This is a genomic window from Hyphomonas sp. (assembly GCF_016125515.1).
Lineage (GTDB): Bacteria > Pseudomonadota > Alphaproteobacteria > Caulobacterales > Hyphomonadaceae > Hyphomonas.
Map to the genome: position 1 here is coordinate 36106 of NZ_WGLO01000010.1, position 25686 is coordinate 61791.

At 64.0% G+C, this 25686-nt stretch carries 28 protein-coding genes and 1 tRNA gene; 21 read left to right on the plus strand and 8 right to left on the minus strand.

From position 1 onward, the window contains the following. The first annotated feature begins 127 nt into the window (after positions 1-127). Positions 128-1390: an ATP-dependent Clp protease ATP-binding subunit ClpX gene (clpX, locus tag GC148_RS09330; protein ID WP_291070408.1), complete on the plus strand. Its 1263-nt coding sequence runs from the start codon at positions 128-130 to the stop codon at positions 1388-1390. A gap of 157 nt (positions 1391-1547) precedes the next feature. Here clpX and glnA read toward each other — a convergent pair whose 3' ends face one another. Together glnA and GC148_RS09340 are read right to left on the minus strand one after the other, a co-directional pair. Beyond that, entirely contained in the window at positions 1548-2951 is a 1404-nt protein-coding gene (gene glnA, locus GC148_RS09335; protein ID WP_291070409.1) for a type I glutamate--ammonia ligase, read from the minus strand. Positions 2952-3019: 68 nt separating this feature from the next. Next, positions 3020-3358, minus strand: coding sequence for a P-II family nitrogen regulator (locus GC148_RS09340; protein ID WP_291070410.1), 339 nt, complete (start codon positions 3356-3358; stop codon positions 3020-3022). A 242-nt stretch (positions 3359-3600) separates the two neighbouring features. Here GC148_RS09340 and GC148_RS09345 point away from each other — a divergent pair, with 242 nt between their 5' ends. From GC148_RS09345 to GC148_RS09355, 3 genes are read left to right on the plus strand one after another with little or no spacing between them, the layout of a single operon-like run. Then, positions 3601-4395: a Coq4 family protein gene (locus GC148_RS09345; protein ID WP_291070411.1), complete on the plus strand. Its 795-nt coding sequence runs from the start codon at positions 3601-3603 to the stop codon at positions 4393-4395. Then, a complete protein-coding gene (locus tag GC148_RS09350; RefSeq protein ID WP_291070412.1) occupies positions 4392-4931 on the plus strand; it encodes a histidine phosphatase family protein in 540 nt (179 codons plus the stop codon). The genes GC148_RS09345 and GC148_RS09350 overlap by 4 nt, the downstream gene beginning before the upstream one ends. A gap of 9 nt (positions 4932-4940) precedes the next feature. Then, positions 4941-6383 (plus strand): NAD(P)H-hydrate dehydratase, encoded by a 1443-nt coding sequence (locus GC148_RS09355; RefSeq protein WP_291070413.1) that lies wholly within the window; start codon positions 4941-4943, stop codon positions 6381-6383. A 9-nt stretch (positions 6384-6392) separates the two neighbouring features. Here GC148_RS09355 and GC148_RS09360 read toward each other — a convergent pair. Further along, positions 6393-6477: transfer RNA gene (locus tag GC148_RS09360), tRNA-Leu, on the minus strand. 205 nt (positions 6478-6682) lie between these two features. Here GC148_RS09360 and tig point away from each other — a divergent pair. Both tig and GC148_RS09370 read left to right on the plus strand, forming a co-directional pair. After that, a complete protein-coding gene (gene tig / locus GC148_RS09365; protein ID WP_291070414.1) occupies positions 6683-8020 on the plus strand; it encodes a trigger factor in 1338 nt (445 codons plus the stop codon). Positions 8021-8175: 155 nt separating this feature from the next. Continuing rightward, complete coding sequence (locus GC148_RS09370; RefSeq protein ID WP_291070415.1) at positions 8176-9339, plus strand: DUF2336 domain-containing protein; 1164 nt, start codon at positions 8176-8178, stop codon at positions 9337-9339. Positions 9340-9342: 3 nt separating this feature from the next. Here the strand turns inward: GC148_RS09370 and GC148_RS09375 are convergent, their stop codons facing one another. Continuing rightward, complete coding sequence (locus tag GC148_RS09375; RefSeq protein WP_291070416.1) at positions 9343-10026, minus strand: EAL domain-containing protein; 684 nt, start codon at positions 10024-10026, stop codon at positions 9343-9345. A gap of 115 nt (positions 10027-10141) precedes the next feature. On the opposite strand from GC148_RS09375, the gene GC148_RS09380 reads away from it, so the two are divergent. Next, on the plus strand, positions 10142-10948 hold the full coding sequence (locus GC148_RS09380; RefSeq protein ID WP_291070417.1) for an NUDIX hydrolase: 807 nt from the start codon (positions 10142-10144) through the stop codon (positions 10946-10948). On the opposite strand, the gene GC148_RS09385 is transcribed toward GC148_RS09380, so the two are convergent. Together GC148_RS09385 and GC148_RS09390 are read right to left on the minus strand one after the other, a co-directional pair. Continuing rightward, complete coding sequence (locus tag GC148_RS09385; RefSeq protein ID WP_291070418.1) at positions 10949-11497, minus strand: Hpt domain-containing protein; 549 nt, start codon at positions 11495-11497, stop codon at positions 10949-10951. 79 nt (positions 11498-11576) lie between these two features. Further along, entirely contained in the window at positions 11577-12344 is a 768-nt protein-coding gene (locus tag GC148_RS09390) for an NAD kinase (RefSeq protein ID WP_291070419.1), read from the minus strand. Positions 12345-12490: 146 nt separating this feature from the next. On the opposite strand from GC148_RS09390, the gene GC148_RS09395 reads away from it, so the two are divergent. Next, complete coding sequence (locus GC148_RS09395) at positions 12491-13282, plus strand: class II aldolase/adducin family protein (protein WP_291070420.1); 792 nt, start codon at positions 12491-12493, stop codon at positions 13280-13282. A 102-nt stretch (positions 13283-13384) separates the two neighbouring features. Next, the gene (gene hemA, locus GC148_RS09400) at positions 13385-14602 is read left to right on the plus strand and encodes a 5-aminolevulinate synthase (RefSeq protein ID WP_291070421.1); all 1218 of its coding nucleotides are present in this window, start codon (positions 13385-13387) and stop codon (positions 14600-14602) included. An 18-nt stretch (positions 14603-14620) separates the two neighbouring features. Here hemA and GC148_RS09405 read toward each other — a convergent pair whose 3' ends face one another. Then, positions 14621-15019, minus strand: a complete 399-nt coding sequence (locus GC148_RS09405) for a MucR family transcriptional regulator (protein WP_291070422.1) — start codon at positions 15017-15019, stop codon at positions 14621-14623. A gap of 218 nt (positions 15020-15237) precedes the next feature. Between GC148_RS09405 and glyA the strand changes: the two genes are divergently transcribed. Genes glyA through nusB form a run of 7 tightly spaced genes read left to right on the plus strand, consistent with a single transcriptional unit; the run spans position 15238 to position 20341 of the window. Then, a complete protein-coding gene (gene glyA / locus GC148_RS09410; RefSeq protein WP_291070423.1) occupies positions 15238-16545 on the plus strand; it encodes a serine hydroxymethyltransferase in 1308 nt (435 codons plus the stop codon). Positions 16546-16551: 6 nt separating this feature from the next. Next, positions 16552-17025 carry a transcriptional regulator NrdR gene (gene nrdR / locus GC148_RS09415; protein WP_291070424.1) on the plus strand — a complete coding sequence of 158 codons (474 nt, stop codon included), beginning with the start codon at positions 16552-16554 and terminating at the stop codon, positions 17023-17025. Continuing rightward, positions 17022-17675 carry a RibD family protein gene (locus GC148_RS09420; RefSeq protein WP_291070425.1) on the plus strand — a complete coding sequence of 218 codons (654 nt, stop codon included), beginning with the start codon at positions 17022-17024 and terminating at the stop codon, positions 17673-17675. The genes nrdR and GC148_RS09420 overlap by 4 nt, the downstream gene beginning before the upstream one ends. A 20-nt stretch (positions 17676-17695) precedes the next feature. Next, positions 17696-18325, plus strand: a complete 630-nt coding sequence (locus GC148_RS09425; protein WP_291070426.1) for a riboflavin synthase — start codon at positions 17696-17698, stop codon at positions 18323-18325. After that, complete coding sequence (gene ribB / locus GC148_RS09430) at positions 18322-19467, plus strand: 3,4-dihydroxy-2-butanone-4-phosphate synthase (RefSeq protein WP_291070427.1); 1146 nt, start codon at positions 18322-18324, stop codon at positions 19465-19467. Before GC148_RS09425 ends, ribB begins: the two co-directional genes overlap by 4 nt. Further along, complete coding sequence (gene ribH, locus GC148_RS09435) at positions 19449-19877, plus strand: 6,7-dimethyl-8-ribityllumazine synthase (RefSeq protein ID WP_291070428.1); 429 nt, start codon at positions 19449-19451, stop codon at positions 19875-19877. Before ribB ends, ribH begins: the two co-directional genes overlap by 19 nt. Next, positions 19874-20341, plus strand: coding sequence for a transcription antitermination factor NusB (gene nusB, locus GC148_RS09440; RefSeq protein ID WP_291070429.1), 468 nt, complete (start codon positions 19874-19876; stop codon positions 20339-20341). The genes ribH and nusB overlap by 4 nt, the downstream gene beginning before the upstream one ends. 125 nt (positions 20342-20466) lie before the next feature. On the opposite strand, the gene GC148_RS09445 is transcribed toward nusB, so the two are convergent. Next, entirely contained in the window at positions 20467-21231 is a 765-nt protein-coding gene (locus GC148_RS09445) for a crotonase/enoyl-CoA hydratase family protein (RefSeq protein ID WP_291070430.1), read from the minus strand. A gap of 105 nt (positions 21232-21336) precedes the next feature. On the opposite strand from GC148_RS09445, the gene GC148_RS09450 reads away from it, so the two are divergent. From GC148_RS09450 to eda, 5 genes are all read left to right on the plus strand, one after another. Beyond that, entirely contained in the window at positions 21337-22530 is a 1194-nt protein-coding gene (locus tag GC148_RS09450) for an acyl-CoA dehydrogenase family protein (RefSeq protein ID WP_291070432.1), read from the plus strand. A gap of 5 nt (positions 22531-22535) precedes the next feature. Further along, positions 22536-23582 carry an acyl-CoA dehydrogenase family protein gene (locus GC148_RS09455; protein WP_291070433.1) on the plus strand — a complete coding sequence of 349 codons (1047 nt, stop codon included), beginning with the start codon at positions 22536-22538 and terminating at the stop codon, positions 23580-23582. Between the two features lie 101 nt (positions 23583-23683). Beyond that, positions 23684-24238, plus strand: a complete 555-nt coding sequence (locus GC148_RS09460; protein WP_291070435.1) for a hypothetical protein — start codon at positions 23684-23686, stop codon at positions 24236-24238. Continuing rightward, entirely contained in the window at positions 24235-24864 is a 630-nt protein-coding gene (locus tag GC148_RS09465; protein ID WP_291070437.1) for an N-acetyltransferase, read from the plus strand. Before GC148_RS09460 ends, GC148_RS09465 begins: the two co-directional genes overlap by 4 nt. Positions 24865-24978: 114 nt before the next feature. Next, positions 24979-25614: a bifunctional 4-hydroxy-2-oxoglutarate aldolase/2-dehydro-3-deoxy-phosphogluconate aldolase gene (eda, locus tag GC148_RS09470; protein WP_291070438.1), complete on the plus strand. Its 636-nt coding sequence runs from the start codon at positions 24979-24981 to the stop codon at positions 25612-25614. Positions 25615-25686: the final 72 nt, after the last annotated feature.

Here is a 25686-nt window from a genome sequence, read left to right on the forward strand (position 1 = left end):
CGGCTGTCTCAAACCTGCGGCCCGCCCCTTGCAGGCTGCACGAACAACTATAGACTTGAAAAGGTACGGATCGTCTCTGTGCGGGCCTTAAAGCCTGCGTTAAGCGTTTCGCGGCATTGAGGAAGTTATGACGAAGCAAAACGGCTCCGGCGACTCCAAGAACACGCTCTACTGCTCTTTCTGCGGAAAAAGCCAGCATGAGGTGAAAAAGCTTATTGCGGGTCCCACCGTGTTCATCTGCGATGAATGCGTCGAACTTTGCATGGACATCATCCGCGAGGAAAACAAAACCTCGGCGATCAAGTCCCGCGAAGGTGTTCCCACCCCGCAGGAAATCTGCGACGTGCTCGACGATTATGTGATCGGTCAGAGATACGCCAAGCGAATCCTCTCGGTCGCAGTCCACAACCATTACAAACGCCTCTCGAACGCCGGCAAGACCGATGGGGTCGAGTTGTCGAAGTCGAACATCCTGCTCGTCGGCCCCACGGGTTGCGGCAAGACCCTGCTGGCCCAGACGCTGGCGCGCATCCTCGACGTGCCGTTCACGATGGCCGATGCCACGACGCTGACCGAAGCCGGCTATGTCGGTGAGGATGTCGAGAACATTGTCCTGAAACTGCTCCAGGCGGCGGACTACAATGTCGAACGCGCCCAGCGCGGCATTGTCTACATCGACGAGATCGACAAGATTTCGCGCAAGTCGGACAACCCCTCGATCACGCGCGACGTGTCGGGCGAGGGCGTCCAGCAGGCGCTGCTGAAGATCATGGAAGGCACAGTTGCGGCGGTTCCGCCGCAGGGCGGCCGGAAACATCCGCAGCAGGAATTTCTGCAGGTCGACACCACGAACATCCTCTTCATCTGCGGCGGTGCGTTCGCGGGCCTAGAGAAGATCATCGCCGCGCGCGGTGACAATGCCTCGATCGGCTTCGGCGCCACCATCAAGAATGCCGATGACAAGGGCGTGGGCGAGACGCTGCGCAATACCGAGCCGGAAGATCTCCAGAAGTTCGGCCTGATCCCGGAATTCATTGGCCGTCTGCCGGTCATCGCCACACTGGAAGATCTCGACGAGAAAGCCCTCATCCAGATCCTGACCCAGCCGAAGAACGCCCTGTTGAAACAGTACCAGAAACTGTTCGACATGGAGAACGTCGCGCTGACCTTCACGCCGGAAGCCCTGACCGCGGTTGCGCGCCGGGCGATCGGCCGCAAGACCGGTGCACGCGGCCTGCGCTCGATCATGGAGGGCATCCTGCTCGACACGATGTTCGAGTTGCCGAACCTGCGCGGCGTCGAAGAAGTCGTGATCAATGCCGAAGTGGTTGAAGGCAATGCCGAGCCGCTCTACGTGCACGCCAACAAAACGCAGACCGAAGCTGGCTGATCCAGGCGCAACGTCTGAATTCGGAAAAGCCCCGGCCTTCGCGCCGGGGCTTTTTCGTTCCGGAGCCCGGACGCCGAAAAGAAAAGGCCGGCATCCGAAGATGCCGGCCTTCTGTCTGGCGAAAGAAGCGCTCTGTCTGGCGAAAGAAGCGCCGGGACTAGTTCTTGTAGTACATGTCGAACTCGACCGGGTGCGGATGGAGTTCGTAGCGCATGTTCTCTTCCATCTTCAGTTCGATATAGGCGTCGATCTGGTCGTCGTCGAACACGCCGCCTTTCTTGAGGAAGGCGCGGTCGGCGTCGAGGCATGCGAGGGCTTCACGCAGCGAGCCGCAGACTTGCGGGATCGACTTGGCTTCAGCCGGCGGCAGGTCGTACAGGTCCTTGTCCATGGCATCGCCCGGGTGGATCTTGTTCTCGATGCCGTCCAGGCCGGCCATCAGCAGCGCGGCAAAGGCGAGATAGGGGTTCGCCATCGGATCCGGGAAGCGGGTTTCGATACGCTTCGCTTTCGGATTCGAGCCGAACGGAATGCGGATCGAGGCCGAGCGGTTGCGCGACGAATAGGCCAGCATGACCGGCGCTTCGTAGCCCGGGACGAGGCGCTTATAGCTGTTCGTCGACGGGTTGGTGATCGCGTTCAGGGCCTTGGCGTGCTTGATAATGCCGCCGATGTAGTAGAGGCACATCTCGCTGAGGTCGGCATACTTGTTGCCGGCGAACAGCGGTTTACCGTTGCCCCAGATCGACTGGTGAACGTGCATGCCCGAGCCGTTGTCCTTGTACATCGGCTTCGGCATGAAGGTTGCCGTCTTGCCGTACTGGGCCGCGACGTTGTGGATCACGTATTTGTAGAGCTGCATACGGTCAGCCATGACCGTCAGTGTCGAGAATTTCAGGCCGAGCTCGTGCTGGGCCGGGGCCACTTCGTGGTGGTGCTTCTCGGGATCAAGGCCGATTTCGCCCATGATCGTCAGCATCTCGCCGCGCATGTCCTGCTCGGAGTCGATCGGCGGAACCGGGAAGTAGCCACCCTTCGGGCCAGGGCGGTGGCCCATGTTGCCCATCGGGTATTCCTTGCCGGTGTTGATCGGCAGTTCGGTCGAGTCGAACGAGTAACCGGTCTTGTGAGGCTCGATTGACCAGCGCACGTCATCGAAGATGAAGAACTCGGCTTCCGGACCGAAGAACACGGTGTCGCCAACGCCCGATGCCTTCACATAGGCTTCGGCTTTTTTGGCGGTGGTGCGCGGGTCGCGGTTGTAAGGCTGGCCCGAGATCGGATCGAGCACGTCGCACATCACGGCAAGCGTCGGCTGCTGGAAGAAAGGGTCGATGATCGCGGTGGCCTGATCCGGCATCAGCAGCATGTCGGACTCGTTGATGGCTTTCCAGCCGGCAACGGAAGATCCATCGAACATCTGGCCTTCGGAGAAGAAGTCTTCGCCAACCATGCCCTTGTGGAACGTCACGTGCTGCATCTTGCCGCGCGGATCGGTGAATCGAAGGTCGACATACTGGATGTCTTCATCCTTCATTTTTTTGTAGAGTTCATCAGCCATGGGGTCTGCCTTCTCGTGAGCTGCTTGTGCTGTCTGATAGGTCGGCGCGCGGGGCGCCAGCAAGAAGTTTAGAGTGCTGCGTCGCCGGTTTCACCCGTGCGAATCCGCACAGCATCAATAACGTCGGAAACGAAGATCTTGCCATCACCGATCTTGTCGGTGTGGGCTGCTTTCTTGATGGCATCGACGGCGCCTTCGACTGCGCTGTCCGCCAGCACGACTTCGATCTTCAGTTTCGGCAGGAAGTCGACGACGTATTCCGCGCCGCGATACAGTTCCGTGTGGCCGCGCTGACGACCGAAGCCCTTGGCTTCGATGACAGTCATGCCCTGAAGACCGATTTCCTGAAGGGCTTCCTTCACGTCGTCGAGCTTGAATGGTTTGATGATGGCTTCGATCTTTTTCATGCGTGGTTCTCCCCAGCCGCCCGGTTAAGATTTCATCCGTGCGTATGGGGTGTTGGGATCAGACGCGATAGGTAGACGCGGGAGTCACGCTTCCTGCACGCTACGTGGTAAATATTCGGGCGGATCGGCCTAAAAATTAGGCAGCGCTTTTAGGGCAGGTTTTCCAAATTAATGACGCCTGCGTCACTTTTCAGTAGGCTGTGTGCGTGATACTCACAGGGGTCAAACCGGAGCTGCTGCTGATGACCGCTGAAATCTTTGTCCATCCTGAGCGAAAGCCTGCCGCGTTCCGTCCACTCAAGGCATGGGCGCACATGCAGAAGCTGATCGCGGACAAAGAAGACACTGAGCAGGTTTTCCATATCATCGAGGCGCTGAACGGGCGCTCCTTCGAGCGCAATTTCTGGGCATTTGCCGAGACCCCCGCCGGCAAGCGGCTGCTGGCTGAGAAACCTTACCTGCCGCCGGTCCTCGACGATCACAGCTGGATCCGCGAGCTGCCGGAAGGCACCGTCGGGCGGGCCTATATCGAGTTCATGGAGCGCGAAGGCCTGACCGCGCAGGGCCTCGTCGACGAGAGCGAGAAATACCGCTCAAAGGCCAGCGAGTTCGAAGACGACATGCTGTGGTATGGCAACCGCCTGCGCGACACACATGACCTGTTCCATGTTCTGACCGGCTACAACCGGGACGCGCTCGGCGAGGCCTCGCTGCTTGCCTTCACATACAGCCAGCAGCCCGGGCTCGGCGTGCTCTTCATTTCCTTCATGGGGTGCCGCACGATCGCCAAGCACGCGCCCAAGGGCGCGCGAATCATGGATTGTTTCCGGGAAGGCAAGCGCAACGGCGCCAAGGCCGGACGCATCATCCAGGAAGACATTATGGCCCTGATGCGTGAACCGCTGGACGTTGCCCGCGCCCGTCTCGGCATCGAGAAGCCGGTCGTCTACCGCGAAACGCTGAAACTGATGTCGCAGCATGGCTACACGCCCACCCTGCAGCCGCAGGACCTGTCGGCTGAGCCGGTCGCCGCATGATCTATCTCATCCGACACGGCGAAGCGGCCGCCGGCTGGGGCGACCATCCCGATCCCGGCCTCAGCGATCTGGGCGCCTGTCAGGCCGAAGCCGTCGCTGAAATACTCAGCGGCCATGGCATTCAGCGCGTTATCTCAAGTCCCATGCAGCGCTGCCGGGAGACCTCCGCGCCTCTGTCGGCCAAGCTCAGCTTGAGCCCGGCCATCGCGCCCGAAGTCTCCGAAATCGCAACGCCCGCGAACACGCCTGACCGCGTTGCATGGCTGCGCGCCGTCATGGCCGGTACATGGACCGAAGCGGGCCCGGACTATGTCGGATGGCGCGCCAATATGGGCGCCTTCGTCAGCGCCCTTCCGGCAGGCACGGCGGTCTTCTCGCACTTTGTTGCGATCAACGCGCTCTGCGGCCTGCTCGAAGGCGATGACCGTGTCACGGTTTTCCGCCCTGGCCACTGTTCGGTCACCCGGCTGGACATGAAAAACGGCCGTCTGCGCGTCGCAGAATACGGAAGCGAATCCGCCACCCGCGTGCTATGAGCCGCCCTTATGGGCAGACCAATTCTCACTCCGCAGGAAATGCGCCTCGCTGAGCAGGCGGTTTTCGATGCCGGCGCCAGCAGTTTCGACGTCATGCAACGCGCCGGTGAGGCGGTCGCGGAATTCGTGCACGCGCATTGGCCGGACGGTGACATCCAGGTTCTGTGCGGGCCGGGAGGAAATGGCGGCGACGGCTTCATAGCCGCAGCAGGCCTCGCCAAGCGCTGGCGCAAGGTCACCGTGTTCTGCGCCGTACCGGTGGGCGACCTGAAGGGTGACGCTGCCAAGGCCGCCGCGCTATGGGACGGCCCGGTCGGCACGCTGGAAGAGGCGCTCACCGCGCCGCACGAACTGGTCCTCGATGCACTTTATGGCGGCGGCCTGTCGCGTCCACTTGAAGGCGCCGCTGCGGCGCTCGCTGCGCGGCCCGGCCGGGTGATCTCGGTCGATGTGCCTTCCGGCATCGACGGGTTCACCGCCCGGCCGCTCGGTCCATGTTTCCGCGCCGAAGGCACGCTCACCTTTGCGGCGCTTCGGCCCGCCCACGTCTTGTTGCCCGGCGCGGCCTATTGCGGCGTGGTGATGGTGGCCGACATCGGCATTCCGGCGGCCACGCGCGCGGTCGAGAACAGTCCGGCGCTCTGGGCGGCGGGCATGCCGCAACCGGGGCAGGGCGACTACAAGCACCGGCGCGGCCATCTCAAGGTCGTCAGTGGCGGGATGAGTTCCACCGGCGCGGCGCGCCTTGCCGCCCGCGCGGGCCTGCGCGCCGGGGCCGGCCTCGTCACGCTGCTATCGCCGCCCTCGGCCCTGATGGTGAACGCCGCACACCTCACGGCCATCATGCTATCGTCCGTAGACGGACCGGACGAACTCGCCGAAGCGGCGAAGGCCGCCACCGTCGCCGTGATCGGGCCGGCAGCCGGCGTCACGCCGCAAACGCGCGCCAATGTTGAAGTGCTGCTGAGCTCCCCTGCACGCTGCGTGCTGGATGCCGACGCGCTCACGGTCTGCGCCGACAACCCGGAAGCGCTCTTCGCCCGGCTGCGCCCCGGCGATGTGCTGACGCCGCATACCGGCGAATTCGAGCGCCTCTTCGGAGATCTGCTCTCCACAGCGCCCAACAAGATCGAAGCCGGACGTCAGGCCGCCGCGCGGGCGGGATGCATCGTGCTGCTGAAGGGCGCCGACACCGTAATCGCCCAGCCGGATGGTCAGGTCGTCGTTAACACGCATGCTACCCGCTGGCTCGCTACGGCCGGTTCGGGCGATGTGCTGGCGGGCATTCTCGCCGGCCTGATGACGCAAGGCGTCGACAGTTTTGTCGCCGCCGCCATGGCCGCCTGGATCCACGGCGAAGCGGGCCGCCGCGTTGGCGCGGGCCTCGTCGCCGAAGACCTGGAAATGCACCTTCCCGACATCCTGAGCGCCCTGCATGGGGAAATGGGGTAGGGCGAAGCCTGGTGCGGATGAGAGGACTCGAACCTCCACGCCTTGCGGCGCTGGAACCTAAATCCAGTGCGTCTACCAATTCCGCCACATCCGCGTTCCGCCCGCCTCATACGCGAGGGCTCCGCCGGGGGCAATCGCCTGCTGTAACAGGGGTGGCCGGGGCCACTGCACTCGCCCGTCACGCGGCGTGGACAGGGCCGTCCCCATATGACATAAGCCGCCGCTTCAGGCAGGATTTAGCGTGTCCGGGGCCCCCAGCGGCACCCCCGGTCATGCCTTCATTGACGAAAGAAGTGAACATGGAAGTCACTCAGACCAAGGCAGAAGGTCTCAGCCGCACTTTTGCAGTGACGGTTACCGCCGGCGAGCTGCAAGCGAAATTGAACCAGCGGATCGAGGAAATCCGTCCCACCATGCGCCTCAAGGGCTTCCGCCCGGGCAAGGTGCCGGCGGCCCACGTGCGCAAGATGTACGGCCGCGACCTGATGGGCGAGCTGATCGACAAGCTGGTCAACGAGACCAACCAGAAAGCCCTCCAGGACAGCGACCTGCGCCCCGCCGGCCAGCCGAACGTCCATATGGAAGGCGACATCGAGAAAGTCGTGAAAGGCGAGGCTGACCTCTCCTACCACATGCACGTCGATGTGATGCCCGAGTTCACCCCCGTCGCGGCCGACAGCCTGACGATCGCGCGCCCGGTCGCGGAAGTCACCGATGAGCAGATCGACGAGTCGCTGGCTCGCATCGCCGGCCAGAACACCCAGTACGAGCCCCGCGCCAAGACCGCCAAAGCGAAGGATGGCGACGCCGTCGTGATCGATTTCGTCGGCAAGATCGACGGCGAAGCCTTCGAAGGCGGCTCGGCAGAGCAGCAATCGGTCGTGCTCGGCGCCAACCGCTTCATCCCCGGCTTCGAAGAGCAGCTTCTGGGCGTCAAAGCGGGCGAAGAGAAGGATCTCAACGTCTCCTTCCCGGAAGACTATCCGGCTGCCAACCTAGCCGGCAAAGCCGCTGTCTTCGAAGTGAAGGTGCACGAAGTGCGCGCACCGAAAACGCCTGAAATCGACGACGAGTTCGCCAAGGGCCTCGGCCTCGAGAGCCTCGAACAGCTGCGCGGCCTGGTGAAAGACCAGCTCTCCGCCGAGCACGCGAACGCCTCGCGCTCGAAAGCCAAGCGCGACCTGCTCGACAAGCTGGATGCGGCGCACGACTTCGATCTGCCGCCGGGCATGGTGGAGATGGAATTCAACCAGATCTGGCAGCAGCTGCAGGCCGAAATGGATGCCGGCCGCGTCACCCCGGAAGACAAAGAGAAGCCGGAAGACGAACTGAAAGCCGAATACCGCAAGATCGCCGAGCGCCGCGTGCGCCTTGGCCTCGTCCTGGCCGAAATGGGCCGGATCGCGGACGTCCGCATCACCGAACAGGAAGTCAACCAGGCCCTGATCCGCGAAGCCCGCCAGTATCCGGGCCAGGAGCGGGAAGTGGTGCAGTTCTTCCAGAAGAACCCGAACGCCATGGCCCAGCTGCGCGCGCCGATCTACGAGGACAAGGTCGTCGACCACATCCTCTCGGTGGCCAAGGTCGAGGACACGGCGGTTTCGCGCGACGACCTCTTCAAGGAAGACGACGCTTAAGCCTTGCAATTCTTGCAGATTACAGAGCCGGCCGGAGAAATCCTGGCCGGCTTTTTCTTGTGCGGTAACAGCTGGGTCGGCGGCTTGGTAAACGGATATTAACCCCCTTCGCCGAGGTTTCGCGGGTAATTCGAATCTGAGGATAGAGCCCGCCCATGACGGTCCAGAGCATTCGCCCGCAACTGACTGAGGACGATATCCTTCGCCTGATGCGCGGGGAAACGCCGGAGCAGCGCGCTTCGGTCGCCCATCGCCTGTGCCGCCGCATTGCGCTGGACGTGCTCAGCGACCGCGAGAAGGCCTTTGCCGACGAGATCATCGGCATCCTGGCTGAAGACGCCGCCGACCTGGTTCGCCGGACCCTCGCCGTCACGCTGCGCAGCTCGCCAGTGCTGCCGCGCGAGGTGGCGCTGAAGCTTGCCCGCGACATCGAGGCCGTCTCGATTCCACTTCTTCAGGATTCGCCTGTCTTCACAGATGAAGACCTCGTCGAGCTCGTGCTGTCAGTCACCGCCGCGAAACAGGCCGCCATCGCCAGCCGCGAGTCGGTGTCGATCATGGTTTCGGAAGTCATCACCGAGCATGGCGCCGTCGAGGCTGTCCGCGCGCTCGCGACCAACAGCGGCGCCGAATGGACCGACAAGGCCTTCGACGACACGCTCCGCCGGTTCGGCGGCGACGAGATCGTCCAGGCAGGCCTGATCAAGCGCGACTTCATCCCGACCCATATTGCCGAGAAGATGGTTTCGCTGGTCTCCGGCCAGCTGTTCGACATCCTGGTGAACCGTCACGAACTTCCGGCCCAGCTCGCCATCGATCTTGCCGCCAGCGCCCGCGAGCGCGCGACGATCGATCTGGTGGAACAGGCCGGGCGCACCAACGACCTGCCGCGTTTCGTCTCGCAGCTGAACCTCAACGGCCGACTGTCCAATTCACTGATCATGCGCGCGCTTTGCTGCGGTCAGATGCGGTTTGTGGAGCACGCCCTGTCGGAGTTGTCGGGCGTCGCGCACCAGCGCGTGTGGCTGATGATCCACGATGCCGGCCCGCTTGGCCTCCAGGCGGTGTTCGACCGTGCCGGTCTGCCGCGCAAGATGCTGCCAGCCTTCAAGGCCGCTGTCACGGTGTTCCACGAGACGCAACATGATGGCGGTCCGAACGACCGCGCAAGGTTCCGTGCACGGATGATCGAACGCGTTCTGACGCAGTTCCAGGCCATCCCGAAGGACGACCTGGACTACTTGCTCGACAAGCTGGATTATTATTCGGAGATGGCGTCGCGCGACGACGCGGTCGCCGAAGACACCGACGCGGCCTGAGGCTCAGGCGTCGGACTGCGGCGCAACGCCGCCGGCAACGCCCAAGTCCTCCAGGAACTCGCCATCGCGCCATCCGGCATGATCGGCCACCACGAGGATGCCCGACGCTTTGGCGGCCTGGGTCACGTCCACCAGATCCTCACATTCGGACAGAGCAGCTGCATCGACGCGGATCGTGTCGATCAGGATACGGAGGCTCTCGCTCAGCGGCGTCTGCCAGGAGTAGCGCATGTCGATGCCCACGCGGAAACCGACGCGGCGCAGGCGAGCCACGCGCGATGTGGCATCGGCGGGATCGCCGGCAAACGCAGCGTCCGAGAACATCAGGCAGAATTCCTGTTGGCACAGGATCGTGCGGCGCACGGCGTTGTCACACAGGAGGGCCGTGTCAGGGTCGGCCAGCGCCGCCATCGGTGCGGCCACAAGGATCGGGCGCTGCGACAGGGATTCGGCGCAGGCGGCGCTCGCGACGCGCTCCAGCCGGCCGGCCATCCAGCGCGCGGCGCTCAGCGGTTCATTGTCATTGCAGGCGGGCCCGAACGACACGCGCTCTTCGAATTCCATAGGCTCGTCAGCCAGCAGGCCGAGCGAATCGCCGGCAACAAGGTGCATCACGGACTTGAATCGGACCGCGGGAGCATTGGGCTTGCGGACAAGGCTCGTGTTCGGGCGGGGGAAGGGGCGCATCCGGTTTCCTTTTTGCGTCTCATGACTGGCTCTTGCCTTCCCTAACGGCTGGAGTTGAAGATCACGCGCAGGCAACGGGCAAGATTTCCCGGAAATTTTAAGGATTTTGGCCACCATGACGAAGCCTCCTCCGTCTGAACCCCGTCTTTCCGCGACGATTCTACTGCTGCGCGATGCGGCGCCCCATCCCGAAGTGCTGATGGTGAAGCGCCATTACGAGATTGATTTTGCCGCCGGCGCGCTCGTGTTTCCGGGTGGCAAGGCGGCGCCTGCGGATGCCAGTCCCGATTGGGACGACTGGACGGATGGCGATTTTGGCCCGGTCCAGCAGGACGCCCGTATCGCCGCCATCCGCGAAGCGTATGAGGAATCCGGTCTGCTCCTTGCGCGTCCCCGCAGCGCGCGCGGCACTGGCGCCACGCTGGTCGGCGCAGACATGGCCGAGAAGCTCGCGCCCTTCCGAAGCGCGGTCGACAGGGGCGAGCAGTCCTTCCTCGAGCTCATGAAGGAAAACGACCTGGTGCTCGCGCTCGACAGCCTCGTGCACTTCGGCCACTGGATCACGCCGGAAATGATGCCGAAACGTTTCGATACGCATTTCTACATCGCACCCGCTCCGGAATGGCAGATTGCTGCCCATGACGGCCGCGAGACGACGGATGCGGTCTGGGTGGCAGCCAATGATGCGCTGCAACAGGAGCGCGATGGCACTGCAACCATCATCTTCCCGACACGGATGAACCTCGTGAAACTCGCCCGCGCGACGTCAGTGGCCATGGCGATGGAAACCTTCGGGGCAGAGCCCGTGGTCAGCGTTTTGCCGAAAGTCGGGAAGACGGCGGACGGTCAGGCGTGCCTGCATATTCCGGAGGAAGCCGGCTATGGCCAGACCGAGGAACTCCTGTCGCGCGTCAACGTCTGATCAGGCGCGCTGCGCCGTGCGGGCTGCCACGCGGCGCTCCAGCGCGTCGCACACGGCATCGGCCACCGAATGGCTCGCATCACCTGCCGGACCCGCCGCAATGGCGGCGCGGCAGGCTTCGACGTGCAGATTGATCAGCGGGCCATTCTCGCCAGGTGCGGTCTGCGACAGCAATGTGCACAGCGAGCGGCTGAGGCGTGAAACGGCCGGAAAACCGTAAGACGGTGCGGCGCCGGTGATGTTGTGGGCGGCGGTGTAGAGACGGCGATATTCTTCGGCGGTCGCTTCGGGCTTCTGCGCTTCGGCCCAGGTGTCGCGCAGCGCTTCGAGGTCGCGGCGCATCCAGGCTTCGAACTGTTCCGACAGGCCATCAATGGCCTGCTCGGCATCGCTCGCCAGCGAATCGGCTTCGTCATCCGAAATGGGCGCGGCGTAGCCAGGCGCTGCGGTCTTGATGACCCGCGAAATGTCCGGAGTCGGCAGAGTCTGGTTGTTTAGCAGGTTCTTTGACGCCGACTGGGTCGCCTTGGAAAACAATTTTCTAAGCATGCTTCAGACCTTGCAACTGAGGCCTGAAAGCTAAGGTTCAACGGTTAACATTAAACTGACGCAAGATCCGCCGCAGACCTCAGAAAGCAAACTGTTCCGTCAGGATCCGCTCGTCCAGCGCGTGGCCCGGATCAAACAGCAGTGTCAGGCGGCGCGAGAGGTCGGTCTCCACCGAAACGCGCACGATGTCGCGCACTTCCTGGTTATCGGCCGAGGCTGAAACGGGCCGCCGATCCGGCGCCAGGATCTCGATATCAACCCGCGCGTCATGGCGCAGCAGCGCCCCGCGCCACCGCCGGGGCCGGAAGGCGCTGACCGGCGTCAGCGCGAGCAGGTTCGCGCCGATCGGCAGGATCGGGCCATGGGCCGACAGGTTGTAGGCGGTTGAACCGGCCGGTGTTGCCACCATGATCCCGTCGCACACCAGCTCGTCCATCCGCACCCGCGTATCGACCGCGATCCGAAGGCGGGCCGACTGCGCCGTCTGGCGCAGCAGCGACACTTCGTTGATCGCCAGCGCCCGGTGCTCATTGCCGTGGATATCCACTGCGAACATTCGCAGGGGCGCCACGCTTGCCCGCTCTGCCGCGTCGATGCGCTCCACAAGGCCGTCGGCCTTGTATTCGTTCATCAGGAACCCGATCGTGCCGAGGTTCATGCCATAGACCGGCTTGCCGTCCGAAAACCGGCGCCGCAGCGTGTCGAGCTGCGCCCCGTCGCCGCCCAGCGCGACCACGACATCGGCTTCTTCCTCCGGGTAGTTGCCATACTTCGCCACCAGCAGGGGCAGAGCCTGCTGGGCTTCGGGCCGTTTGGAGGCGAAAAATGCGAGTTTCAGGTCAGCCATGAGCGGGCATGTGCAAATGCTTTGAGCACGGCGTCAAGGCGAGGCCGATGTCGAACCTGAACCAAACCTGACTCTCGCGTCATCGTAATCTGGCCAGCCGTATCGAGTTAAGGTAATCTGCCCGGATAAACAGGGAGAAACATGCAATGGCCGACGGTAATCCGCAGATCGATATTCGCAGTTCAGTCAGCGCCGCCGAGTGGCAGGCGCGCGTGGATCTGGCGGCCCTGTACCGCCTGACAGCCCTGTATGGCTGGGACGACATGATCTTCACCCACATCTCCCACCGGGTGCCGGGGCCGGAGCATCACTTCCTGATCAACCCGTATGGTTACTTCTTCGAGGAAATCACCGCCTCCTCGCTGGTGAAGGTCGATCTGGACGGCAATATCGTCCAGGAGACCGAGGCGATGATCAACCCGGCGGGGTTCACTATCCACTCCGCCATCCATGCCGCCCGCGAGGATGCGCAGGTGGTGATGCACGTCCACACCGACCAGGGCGTGGCCGTCTCGGCCCAGAAGGAGGGCCTCCTGCCAATCAGTCAGACCGCCATGATCGTTCGGAACGACATCGCCTATCACGACTATGAGGGCGTCGCCCTCGATCTCGATGAGCGTGAGCGTCTGGTGGCTGACCTCGGCCCCACCAAGCATTCGATGCTGCTGCGCAACCACGGCACGCTGACCTGCGGCGAAACGGCCGCCATGACCTTCACCCGCATGTTCTTCCTGGAGCGGGCCTGCAAAATGCAGGTTATGGCCCTTACGGCAGGCCGCGACGGCGTGCTGGAATGCGGCGAAGACCTGCAGGACAAAGTCGCCGGGCAGGGCGGATTGACCGGTCAGAGCAGCGGCATGAAGACGCTCAGCCAGATGCTTGTCTGGCCCGCGCTGCTGCGCAAGCTGGACCGCGAGCTGCCCGGTTATGCCGCATAGGTAATTTTCCTGATCTGATTAAAAAGGCTCCGGGCTTAAGGAGACACAGCCCGGAGGCCCCTGGTGGGGCGCCCTTCACCACTGAAAGTCTGCGTGCGGCCAATGAAGCATCTCAAATCATTCGAAGACGCCCTCAACAACATTCGCGGCGAGGGCCGTTACCGGGTCTTCATTGACCTCCAGCGCCACCGCGGCCGCTTCCCCAAGGCCACGGCCCGCATGGAAGACGGCGAGCGCGAAGTGACGATCTGGTGCTCCAACGACTATCTGGCGATGGGCCAGGACGACGAAGTCATCGCCTCCATGCACGACGCCATCGACAGCTTCGGCGCTGGATCCGGCGGCACCCGTAACATCTCCGGCACCACCCGTTTCCACGTCGATCTCGAGCGTGAACTGGCCGACCTGCATGGCAAGGAAGCTGCGCTGCTCTTCACTTCGGGCTATGTCTCCAACGACGCCACGCTCTCCACGCTCGGCAAAATCCTGCCGAACCTGGTCATCTATTCCGACGCGCTGAACCACGCCTCGATGATCGAGGGTATCCGCCGCTCGGGCGCAGACTACCGCGTCTTCCGCCACAACGATGTGGATCACCTGCGCGCACTGATCGAACTCGACGAACCGGATCGCCCGAAACTGATCGCCTTCGAAAGCGTTTATTCCATGGACGGCGATTTCGGCCGGATGGAAGAGATCTGCAATCTGGCCGACGAGTTCAACGCGCTGACCTATCTCGACGAAGTTCACGCTGTGGGCCTGTATGGAGAGCAAGGCGCCGGCGTCGCCGAAATGCTCGGCCTTGCCGACCGGATCGACATCATCGAAGGCACGCTCGCCAAGGGCTTCGGCGTGATGGGCGGCTACATCGCCAGCCATGCCAGCGTCGTCGATGCGATCCGCTCGATGGCCTCGGGCTTCATCTTCAGCACCTCGACCTGCCCGGTGATGGCTGCCGGCGCGCTCGCCAGCATCCGCAAGCTGCGCACCGACGAAGGCCGCCGCCTGCGCGCCGTTCACCAGGCGAAAGCCGCCCAGCTGAAGGAACGCTTCCGCGAGGCCGGCCTGCCGGTGATGGACTCGCCGTCGCACATCGTGCCGCTGCTCGTAGGCGATCCTGAGCGCTGCAAGGCCCTGTCCGACACGCTGCTCTTCGATTTCGGCATCTACGTCCAGCCGATCAACTACCCGACCGTTCCACGCGGCACCGAGCGTCTGCGCTTCACGCCGAGCCCGGTGCATGACGAGATCATGATGGACGAGTTGGTCGCCGCGATCCTCGCGGTCTGGAAGCAGCTCGGACTGGATAAGGCCGCTTAGTTTCCGGCGCTGCGGCCTTTAACGCTTTTTTCCAAGGCCGATCTGCTTCGCGTGCCGCGAACGCAGCTTGGCATAACTAGGCGCCACCATCGGATAGTCGGCCGGCAGGTTCCATTTTGCGCGGTATTCTTCCGGCGTCATGTCATAGCGCGTGCGCAGGTAGCGCTTCAACATCTTCAGCTTCCGCCCGTCCTCCAGACAGACGATGAATTCCGGCGTCACCGACTTCGCCACTGAAATCGCCGGCTCCAGCTTTTCGGCGGGCGCGGCCGTCTGATGGGTCAGCCCGGTGATTGTCGCGTGCACGGTCTTGATCAGGTCGGGCAGGGCGCCCGCCTGTAACACGTTATTGGCCACGTAAGACGACACGATTTCAACGGTCATCTCGAGCAGCTCGGATTCTTCAAGTTCTTTCATGTCCCACCCCCGCTGAACTCTGTATTCACCGAACCAGAAATCAGCATAGTTGAGGGTTTAATTGTAATCGCATCACGACGTAAAGTATCTATCGTCTTGTGCTCTGAATTTATTTGAAGATTGCCATCTGTATATGCAGGCTGGCCATTACGACAGCAGCAGTTGCTCCCGGCAGCGCAGGCGCGTAAACAGCCGGGGATTCGGAACCGGAGGACTAAATGGCTGACTCGGCGCATATCCCACAGAGCCTTTCCGGCAGTTTTTTCACGGCTTCGCTGGCCGAGCGCGACCCGGAGGTCGCCGCAGCTGTGGCCAAGGAAGCCACGCGCCAGCAGCACCAGATCGAGCTGATTGCCTCGGAGAACATCGTCTCGCGCGCTGTACTTGAAGCACAAGGCACGATCCTGACGAACAAGTATGCCGAAGGCTATCCGGGCAAGCGTTACTATGGCGGCTGCGAATTCGTGGACATCGCCGAAGAACTCGCCATCGAACGGGCAAAGAAACTGTTCAATTGCGGCTTCGCCAACGTCCAGCCCAATTCGGGCAGCCAGGCAAACCAGGGTGTGTTCCAGGCGGTGCTGAAGCCGGGTGACACCATCCTCGGCATGAGCCTCGCCGCCGGCGGCCACCTCACCCACGGGGCAAAGCCCAACCAGTCCGGCAAATGGTTCAACGCGGTCCAGTACGGCGTGCGCCCGGACGATCACCTGATCGACTTCGAGGAGGTCGCGCGCCTCGCCCGCGCCCACCGGCCGCAGCTAATCATCGCCGGCGGCTCGGCCTATCCGCGCCAGATCGATTTCCGCCGCTTTCGCGAGATCGCAGACGAAGTCGGCGCGCTCTTCCTGGTCGACATGGCGCACTTTGCGGGCCTCGTAGCCGGCGGCGTGCACCCGAACCCGCTCGACCATGCCCACATCGCCACCACGACCACGCACAAGACGCTGCGCGGCCCCCGCGGCGGCATGATCCTCACGAATGACGACGCGCTCGCCAAGAAGATCAACTCGGCCATCTTCCCGGGTATCCAGGGCGGCCCGCTGATGCACGTCATCGCCGCCAAGGCCGTGGCGTTCGGCGAAGCCCTGACGCCGGACTTCCGCGCCTATGCCGCCCAGGTCGTTGCCAACGCGCGCGCCATGGCTGCCGCCTGCCGCGCGGCGGGCCTTGATGTCGTCTCCGGCGGCACCGACACCCACGTCGCTCTGATCGACCTGCGCCCGAAAGGCGTCACCGGCAAGGACGCCGAAGCGGCGCTGGAGCGCGCCTTCATCACCTGCAACAAGAACGGCATTCCGTTTGATCCCGCCCCGCCCACCGTCACCTCCGGTATCCGCGTCGGCTCGCCCGCCGGCACCACGCGCGGCTTCGGCGAGACAGAGTTCACGCAGATCGGCACATGGATCGGCGAGATCGTCGATGCGCTGTCGTCGCAGGACAACGGCGGCGTCGAAGAGCGTGTCCGCGCCGAAGTGAAGGCGCTCACCGCGCGCTTCCCCATCTATGACGGTCTGGGAGCCTGATACACTTTGCGTTGTCCGTTCTGTGGGTCTGACAATACTTCGGTAAAGGACAGCCGCTCGGCGGAAGACGATACAGCTGTGCGCCGCCGCCGTGTCTGTGAAAGCTGCGGCGCGCGCTTCACCACTTTCGAACGGGTCCAGCTGCGCGAGATCACCGTGATCAAGCGCGACGGCAAGCGCGCGCCGTTCGACCGCGAACGCCTCGCCCGCTCCATCACCATCGCCCTGCGCAAACGTCCGGTGGACCGCGAACAGATCGACCAGATGGTCTCCGGCATCGTCCGCAAGCTCGAGAGCACCGGCGAGTCCGAGATCAGCTCCAACGATGTCGGCGAACTCGCCATGGAAGCGCTGCGCATGGTCGATCCGGTCGGCTATGTCCGCTTCGCCAGCGTCTACCGCGACTTCAAGGATCCCAGCGATTTCGCCCAGTTCATCGATAAGGCGGCGCTCGATGATGAAGACGCAGACGGCGCATGAGCTCCGTTCGCATCACGCTCAAGCTTGCGACCTCGCTCGACGGCCGCATCGCCCTGGCCGATGGCACCAGCCAGTGGATCACCTCCAGCGCCTCGCGCGCCCGCGCCCATGAGCTGCGCGCCGCACATGACGCGATCCTGGTCGGGGTCGGCACCGTCATGGCCGACGACCCACTGCTCACCGCCCGCACCATCCCGCTGCCCGCGCGTCAACCGGTCCGCATCGTCGCCGACTCCCACGCCCGCACCCCGCTGCACGCCAAGCTGATGACCTCGCTCAATGTCGCCCCGGTCGTCATCGCCACCGCCGGCGACGCCGCCGAGGCCCATGCAGCCGCCGGCGCCAGCGTTTGGCGCTGCGGCAACGGCGTGCGTGTCAATGTCCGCGACCTCGTCCGGCGCGCCGAGGCTGAGGGCCTGCGCACGATCCTCGTCGAAGGCGGCAGCCAGCTCGCCGCCAGTTTCGTGCGCGAGGGCCTCGTCCACGAAATCGCCTGGTTCCGCGCGCCGCTCCTGATCGGCGGGGAAGGGCTCTCTGCAGTCGGCGAACTCGGCCTGACCGACCTCAAGGCTGCGACGCGCTGGCGTCCTGTCGCGACGGAACGGATTGGAGATGACGCCCTCGATACTTATGTTCGAGTTGAGCAATAGGGCCCAGGCAGGATTTCCCAATGTTTACAGGCCTTGTCACTGATGTCGGCACCATCCGGCGCGCCGAGCACCGCAATGGTCTCACCCGGTTCGAGGTCGAGAGCGGCTATCCGCTGACCGGCATCGCCATGGGCGCGTCCATCCTCCATGCCGGCGTCTGCCTGACCGTGGTGGACATGGGCGAAGCTCCCCGCGGCTCCTGGTTCGCCGTGGAAGCGGTGCCGGAAACCCTGTCCAGAACCATCCTCGGCAGCTGGACCGAAGGCAGCCGCGTCAATCTTGAACAGAGCCTGAAGCTCGGCGATGAACTCGGCGGCCATTTCGTGTTCGGCCACGTCGACGGTGTCGGCGAGATCGTCGCGGTCGAGCCCGAGGGCCAGAGCTTCCGGGTCACCATCCGCCCGCCCGCAGACATCGCCCGCTACTTCGCCACCAAAGGCTCCGCCGCCATCAACGGCGTATCGCTCACCGTGGCCGCGGCCCTTGCGAACGGCGACTTCCAGGTCGCCGTCATCCCCCACACCTGGGAAGTCACGACCCTCAGCACACTGAAGGCCGGCGACAAGGTGAATCTCGAAATCGACATGCTGGCGCGCTACGTAGCGCGCATGATCGGCGCCGATGCGCCGCAAGGAAAGCCCGCCCCATGAGCAACGACTTCCACGCCGCCATCTCGTCCATCGAGGAAATCATCGAGGATGCGCGCAACGGGCGCATGTTCATCCTCGTTGATGCCGAGGACCGCGAGAACGAGGGCGACCTCGTCATTCCCGCCACCTTCGCCACGCCGGAAGCGGTAAACTTTATGGCCAAGCATGGCCGGGGACTGATCTGCCTGTCGATGACGCAGGAACGCGCCCACACGCTCCAGCTCGACATGATGACCCGCAACAACCGCGAAAGCATGCAGACCGCCTTTACGGTCTCTATCGAGGCGAAAGAGGGCGTCACTACCGGCATCTCCGCGCACGACCGCGCGCGCACTATTGCTGTCGCGATTGATCCGACCAAGGACAATGACGACATCGTCACGCCCGGCCACGTCTTCCCGTTGATCGCCAAGGAGGGCGGCACGCTCGTCCGGGCAGGCCATACCGAAGCCGCCGTCGACATCTCCCGCATGGCCGGACTTTATCCGGCCGGCGTGATCTGCGAGATCATGAACGATGACGGTACCATGGCCCGCCTGCCGGAACTGGTCGCCTTTGCCCAGTTGCACAATCTCAAGATCGGCACGATTGCAGACCTGATTGCCTGGCGCCGCCAGAACGACCGATTCCTCGAGCGCCGGGTCGAAGCCCCGCTCGATTCCGCTTTTGGCGACGGGTTCCGCACGGTCTGTTTCCGCAACACGCTCGACGGGTCTGAACACATTGCCATCGTGCACGGCGACATCCGCCCGGATTCGCTGACGCTGGTTCGCGTCCACCGCACGGACGTTCTCGCGGACGTGCTGGGCGAACGCGGCCCACGCGAAGGCCTCGTCAGCAAGGCCATGAACCTGATCGCCAAAGCCCCGGAGCCGGGCGTTGTGGTGTTCGTGAACATGATGCATCCCAACGCCATTGCCGAGCGGCTCGGCCTCAAATCGGCCCTCCCGCGCGACCCCACCGCCCCCTTGCGCGAATACGGCATCGGGGCCCAGATCCTGCGTGAACTTGGCGTGCGCCGCATGATCTACCTGTCCGATACGCAGCCCACCCGCCTTGCGGGGCTTGACGGATACGGCCTGACAATAGAGGGCTGGCGCCGCCTGAACGAGGAGAACACCTTATGGCCGACCGCGTCCTGATCGCGATTTCGCGCTATTACAAACACATCAGCGACGAGCTGGAAGCGGGCGCGCTGGAAGTGCTCGAAGCTGCCGGCGCGAAAGTCACCGTGATGGAAGTGCCCGGCGCTTTTGAAATCCCGGGCCTGATCGCCATGGCCGCCGATTCCGGCCGCTTTGACGGCGCCATCGCCCTCGGCTGCGTCATCCGCGGCGAGACCTCGCACTATGACTATGTTTGCGGTGAAAGCGCCCGCGGCTTGATGGACCTGATCGTGCAGCGTCGCCAGGCTATCGGCTACGGTATCCTGACGGTCGAGAACGAAGCCCAGGCGCTTGCCCGCGCCGACCGCAAGCGCAAGAACAAGGGCGCCGAAGCCGCCCAGGCCTGCCTCGCAATGATCAAGTTCCGCAAAGAGCTGATCCGTTGAGCGCACCGAAACTCCCCTTCGACGTCATCCGCGCCCGCCGCGCCGGCGCGCGCCTGGCGGCCGTGCAGGCGCTTTATGAAATGGAGCAGACGGAGAAATCCGCCCGCGCCACCGTGCGCGAATTCATGGAAGACCGTCTCGGCCTCGGCCCGGACGGGGCCCCCATCGAGGATGCTGATCCGGACCTGTTCAAGTCGGTGGTCAACGCGGTCGTCGATCATCAGGCGCGGATCGACAATGCCATCCTCGCGCGCCTCGCCGAAGGCTGGAAACTGACCCGCCTCGACGCGACGATGCGCGCCCTGCTGCGCGCCGCCGGCGCCGAGTTCATCGTGCACCAGGAACTCTCCGACGCAGTGATCCTCGACGAATACGTCTCGCTCGCCCACGATTTCTTCGACGAGCCCGACGCCAAATTCGCCAACGCGCTCCTCCAGAACATGGGCCGCGACCTCCGCGCCTGACCCCAACCTCTTTCCCTTGTCATCCCGGCGCATGCCCGCCGGGAAGAGCAGACGTTGGAAAGCCCAGAAACCTATCAACCGGCCAGCCCAAAGCTGCGTCCGGACGCCCGTGCAGCGCGTGAAGCTTACTTGCCCTTCCAGACCGGGGCGCGTTTCTCGATGAAGGCGCGGGGGCCTTCCTTGAAGTCCTCCGTGCCGACGATTCCGGCGAAGGCCTTGCCGGAATCCTTCCAGAGTTCCTCGTCCGTCTTGCTGGTCGCGTCGATCGCAACTGCGCGGCTCGCGGCGACGGCGAGCGGAGCGTTGGCGGTGATCCGGGCGGCGAGTTTCTCGGCTTCGGCCATCACTTCGGCTTCCGGCACCACCTTGTTGACCATGCCGAGTTCGTATGCGCGCTGGGCCGGCAGCGGATCGCCGGTGAGGATCACCTCCAGCGCCACCGCCTTGCCGATCACGCGCGGCAGGCGGAACAGGCCGCCGGCACCGGCAACCAGCGATCGCTTCACTTCCGGCAGGCCGAAATTGGTGTCGTCGGCACAGATGATCATGTCGCAGGAGAGGGCGACTTCGGTGCCGCCGGCCAGCGCCGAACCGGTGATCGCGGCGATCAGCGGCTTGGTGCGCTCGCGCCGCGCGATTCCGGCAAAGCCGCCTTTCTTGGTAGAGAGGGCGCCGCCGTTGCCGGCCGAGATTTCCTTGAGGTCCGCGCCCGCGCAGAAGGCCTTGCCGACGGCGGTGAGGATGCCGACCCAAACTTCGGGGTCCGATTCCATCTGGTCGAGCGCCGCTTCCATGGTCGACGCCATCTCGCCATTGATAGCGTTGCGCGCTTCCGGGCGGTTCATCGTGATGATGGCGACATGGCCTTTCTTGACGTATTCGACGGGCATGGGTTTCCTCCTCAAGGGGTTGTTTCCCAAGAGCTAAGGCCCTTACGCGACGTCGCGCAAGCGCCCCTCTTGCCGGACCTCGCGGCAGGTCTTTCTAATGGGACCATGAAACTCGACCTCGATCCCGAATACGAAGCCTTCCGCGCCGATGTCGTGGAAATCCTGTCCACGAATGCCCATCTGGCCCCCGGTCCGGAGGACAAGGGCTACAAGAATCCGAAACGGATCGCCTGGCAGAAACTGCTGATCCGGAACGGTCTCGCGGCGCGGACCATCCCGAAGGAATATGGCGGTTACGGCGCCGAGCCAGACATCCTGAAAGCGCGGATCATCGCGGCGGAGTTCGCCCGCACGCGCATCCAGGGGCCGATGTCCGGGCAGGGCATCGCGATGCTGGTGCCGACGCTTCTGGAACTCGGCACCGAGGAACAGAAGCAGGCCTATATCCGCCCGACCATCGAGGGCGAGATGATCTGGTGCCAGGGTTATTCCGAGCCCGGCGCAGGATCTGACCTTGCGGCTTTGCGGACGGCGGCAGTGGAAGACGGCGATCACTATGTGATCAACGGCTCCAAGATCTGGACCTCAACGGCCAAGCAGGCCGACATGATATTTTGCCTCGTGCGAACGGACCCCACGGCCAAAAAGCATGAGGGCATCACCTACATCACCTTCCCGATGACGACGCCCGGCATCGAGATCCGCCCGCTGGTCGACATGACCGGCACGGCGAACTTCAATGAAGTGTTCTTCACGGATGTCCGTGTGCCGAAGAGCGGTGTCATCTATGCGCCGAACAAAGGCTGGCAGGTGGCCAACGCCACACTCACCCATGAGCGCGGCATGCTGGGCGACCCGAACGCGACCAAAGCCCGCTTCCTTGAACTCGTGACGCTGATGAAGAGCGAGAGTGTCAACGGCCAGCGCCTGATCGACAATCCGATGCTGCGCGACCGGCTGATCAAGCTGCAGTCGGAAGTCTATGCGATGCAGGCCAATGGCCTGCGTATCATGACCAGCCGGCTGAAAAGCGAGAGCCCGGGGCTGGCTGGGCTGATCGTGAAGCTGAACGGGTGTGACCTCAACCATGAGATCGCGCGCCTGGCGATCGATGCGCTCGGTGAACTCGGCATTCTCTATGAGGAGGGCGAGCACCTGCGCAGCGAAGGCAGCTGGCAATGGCGCTACATGTACGATCTCGGCCTGATCATTGGCGGCGGCACCGCCCAGATCCAGAAAAACATCATCGCGGAACGCGGCCTCGGCATGCCGCGCGAGCCCAAGCTGGCAAAGGCGTAAGACCGATGGAATTTGCACTCTCCGAAGACCAGCGCATGTTGCAGGACAGCCTCAAGGGCGTCCTGTCCGAAGCCGCGTCGCTGGATAAGGTCCGCAAGATTGCTGCGGGCGATGCCGCCGCCCTTGCTGCGCTCGACACGGCGCTCGAAGAGTTCGGTCTCGCCGCCCTGATGGTGCCGGAAACTTTTGGTGGCCTTGGCCTGGGCGCGCTCGATGCGTGCCTCGTACAAGAACAGCTCGGCTATTTCATCGCGCCCTCGCGCTTCCTGGCGACGGCGGTGTCTGCTGACCTGTTGGGGCGGCACGGCAACGCGCACCTGCCAGGGCTTGCGAGCAGCGAGGTGAAGGTGGGGCTTGCCCTGACCGAACTCTTTTCGCGGCGGGACGGGGCGGGGCTCAAGGTCTCCGGCGGCAAGCTCACCGGCAAGTCATTGTTGGCGCTGTCTGCCGAAGGCGCGACGCACCTACTCACGTCTGATGAGGCGGGCGGGCTGCATCTCGTCGAAGCGCTGGGCGCGCTCGCCGTGATGAAGACAATCGACCGGACACGGACGTTCCATGAGGTGACGTTCAAGGACGCGCCGAGCGCGCTCAAGGCGCCGGCCGAGGACCGGTTGATCGCGCTCGCGCGCCTGCTCGTTGCCGCCGACACGCTCGGCGCTGCGCAGGCGATGATCGACAAAGCCGTGGCCTATGCTGCCGAGCGCCAGCAGTTCGGCCGGGTGATCGGCTCGTTTCAGGCGGTCAAGCACATGTGCGCCGAAATGGCTGCGAAGCTGGAGCCCGGCCGCGCATTGATCTGGCATGCCGCCCACGCGCTCGATACCAGCGACGCGGAAGGACCTGTCATGGCCAATCTTGCGAAGTCCTACCTGGCAGAGGCGGGCACCTTCATTGCCCGCACGGCGACAGAAGTGCACGGGGGCATGGGCTTCACCGATCTCGTCGGGCTGCACTACTGGTACAAGCGGATCGGCGTGAACCGCCAGCTGTTCGGCTCGCCCGAACAGGCCCGCGAATCGGCGGCGCAGTTGCAGGGTTTTGCAGCCTGAGAAAATACAACCAGTCCGCGAGTTTGGTCTTGAGGTGTCTCTAAACGTGTGAGAGAGTTTTCGTGAAATGCACGCCAGAGGTGTGCGCACGGAGGCCTGCCATGACCGAGATCCTGATCGACTATGACGCCCTTAAACGCCGCGCGGCGGAGTTCGGATTCCGCCGGGCAGACTTTGATGAGTTGCAGTCCGGCCTGGCGCTGGCCGAGCACCTGACCGAGCAGACCATGGCGTCAGCGGAATCGATCCGCTGGATCGACGGGATGACCGGCATGGCGGGTTGGGTCACCGGCGATCCGGTGGGGGGCGTGTTCATCACCGTTCCGCTCAGCCGCGACGGTGTGGCGGCGGTGCGTGACGGCAGTTTCGTCCCCGCCTGGCCGGCGCTGTCGCATCTGGCCTGTCAGGGCGAACCCTGCGGCGGCGTCTATATCGGCGTCTATGCCGGCGTCACCAAGGAGGCGCGGCGCGCCGTGATGATGGCGGCGGGCGTCACGCGGGTGGAGTTCTTTGCGCCGGTGCCCTGCTTCGCACGTGGGGCGACCGAGGCGGGCAAACGGTCGATGGCCTCGCTCGGCTTCCAGCCCATCGAAGGCGGCCTGCCGGATCTCTGGGGGCAGGAGCCACTGCCCTCCGCACAGGAGAAAGCGGCATGAGCCAGCGGCCGGACTTTGGCGAACTGTCGCTGACCCGGCCGCTTACGCCGGAGATGCTGGAGGCCTATTCGGCCGGGCCGGTGCGCACGCTGGAGGAATACCAGCAGGCGATGGCGCTGCGCGCGGCCGTGTACCTGGCCGAGCAGGATTGTCCCTATGATGAAGAATATGATGGCAACGATTTCTCGTGCACGCATTTTCTGGTGAAGGCAGGCGGACGTCCGGCGGGCACGTGCCGGGTGCGCTGGTTTGCCGGGTTCGCGAAGATCGAACGCTCGACCATCCTGCCGGCTTTCCGGGGCACGCCGGCGCTCCGCGTGCTGATGGCGGAGACGTGCGAGGTGATCTCGCGCAAGGGCTACCGTGTGGCTCTGGCGCAGATCCAGTCGCGGCTGTGGCCGGTGTGGAGCCGGGTGTTCCGCTGCCGGCTGGTTCACGGGCGCGAGAACTTTGCCTTCTCGGGCTTCGACTATTGCGAGATGGAAATCCCTATCGCGCCGCATCCGCAGGCGTTGACCATCAGGGCGGACCCGCTGCAGATCATCCGGCCAGAGGGACGCTGGGACGAGCCCGGCGTGCTGGACCGCTCTGCTTCGCGCCCGACCGGCGAGGTGCAGGCGGCCTGAGTTTTCGCATGGCAGGGCCGCCCGGACGCTGGCTTGTTTTTCGCGGCGATACGGGCCAACACAGGCGAGTGTGCCTCACCCCGAGTGCGCGCCCGGACTGCGCAGGACCCGCCGATGCCCGACACGATCCAGAAACTCGATGCTGCCGCCCGCAAGGCGCCTGTTGTCCCCGTGATCGTGGTCGACTCGGTCAGCGCGGCGGGACCGCTGGCACGTACCCTGGTAAAGGCCGGAATCACCATTGCTGAAGTCACGCTGCGCACGCCCGCAGGGTTGGACGCGATCACCGCGATGAAGGCGGAAGCGCCGGAGCTGCTGGTTGGGGCCGGCACAGTGTTGACCGGGCGCGACGCGGATGCGGCGCTGAAGGCGGGCGCAGAATTCCTGGTCTCGCCCGGCATGTCGCCTGGACTGCGTGATGCCCTGAAGGGCCGCGAAAGCGTGATGATCTCGGGTATCGCCTCGGCCAGCGAAGCGATGACGCGCCATGAGGAAGGATTCGAGCGGCTGAAACTGTTCCCGGCCTCGATTGCAGGCGGTGTACCGGCGCTGAAGGCGCTGGCCGGGCCCCTGCCGCACCTCAGGTTCATGCCCACCGGCGGCATCAACGAGGATGAGGTGAAGACCTATCTTAACCTTCCGAACGTCTTTGCGCTGGGCGGCTCGTGGATTGCCAGCCAGGCGGATATTGCCGCCGGCAACTGGGCGCGTATCGAAGACATAGCCAAGCGGCTGCTGGCACTGGCATAGCCGATGCACCGGCCGGGTTGAGGTGTGGCGGATTTCCCGATCCGGCACGGCGCATGCGCATGGGATGGAGAC